This window comes from Gordonia amicalis NBRC 100051 = JCM 11271, from assembly GCF_000332995.1.
GTDB lineage: Bacteria > Actinomycetota > Actinomycetes > Mycobacteriales > Mycobacteriaceae > Gordonia > Gordonia amicalis.
The window spans coordinates 1-992 of the sequence record NZ_BANS01000078.1 but is presented as its reverse complement, the minus strand read 5'-3'; the positions used below and the strand labels follow the sequence as shown (position 1 = coordinate 992).

Below are 992 nucleotides of genomic sequence, written 5' to 3'. Positions count from 1 at the left end.
GTCATTTGCCACTGCTATGGGACCGCCTGGATTGCCACGAGGATGGGACCACCTTGGCGCGTTATTGAGGATGCTCTGCGGGGTTGGGTCGGTCAAGTCCGGGTCGGTGTCGTTGGCGGTAGGAGGGGCCTTCGATGACGAGGGTGTGCGCGCGTGAGGTGAGTCGGTCGATGGCCGATTGGGCCAGTAGCGCGTCGGCGGTCATGGTGAGCCATTCGGCGGGTTCTCGGTTGGATGTGACGATGGTGGTCTTGGTCTGCTGGTGGCGTTCGACGATGAGTTCGTAGAAGTCGTTGGTTTCGGTCGCGTCGAGCGCTCTGAGTGCGAAGTCGTCGATGATCAGGATGTCGACGGCGGTGATGCGGCGGAGTTCGGCGTCGACGCTGTTGTCGAGGCGGGCGGCTTTGAGTCGGTGGAACAGTTTGTCCGCTCGCGCGAACAGCACTGTTTTGCGTCGGCCGATGGCCATGTGGCCCAACGCGTTTGCTAGGTGTGTTTTGCCGACTCCGACGGGGCCGAGCAGGATCGCGGAGTGGCCGGCGTCGATGAACCGCAGGGTGGTGAGGTCCTCGAGCAGGGGGCGGTCGTAGAGTAGATCGTCTGCCGCGCGCCAGTTGTCGATCCGCATGCTGGGGTCGAGACCTGCCTTGGCTGATCGTCGGGCGGCGGAGCTGGATTCACGCCGTGAGACTTCATCGGCGAGCAATTGTTGCAGGAACGTCAGGTGCGAGGTTTTGTGTTGGCGGGCCAGGGCTGCGCGTTGGGGCAGGGTGTCGGCGAGGGCTCCGAGTTTGAGGGTTTTGAGCAGGCCGAGCATGTCGGCGCCGACAGGTTCGGGCACACTGTTGGTGGTTCGGGTCATCGGTTCACTCCTGAATGGTGTTGTCGGGGTTAGGAACAAGTGTCAACTGTGTTCTGTTGGTTGCGTATTCGGAGGGGTCGCGGGCAAAGCGAGACGATTCCGACCCGGCGGCCACGGGCATGTCCGGGGT

The 992-nt window shown here is 63.0% G+C and carries 1 protein-coding gene; it reads right to left on the bottom strand.

The genetic code is table 11. The features are described from left to right. Positions 1-61: 61 nt before the first annotated feature. Positions 62-862, bottom strand: a complete 801-nt coding sequence (locus tag GOAMI_RS22185; protein ID WP_006438890.1) for an ATP-binding protein — start codon at positions 860-862, stop codon at positions 62-64. Between the last annotated feature and the right edge of the window lie 130 nt (positions 863-992).

What these genes read in the sequence shown, in the direction of transcription:
- GOAMI_RS22185 (WP_006438890.1), bottom strand. Translation starts at nt 862, where the DNA reads ATGACCCGAACCACCAACAGTGTGCCCGAACCTGTCGGCGCCGACATG.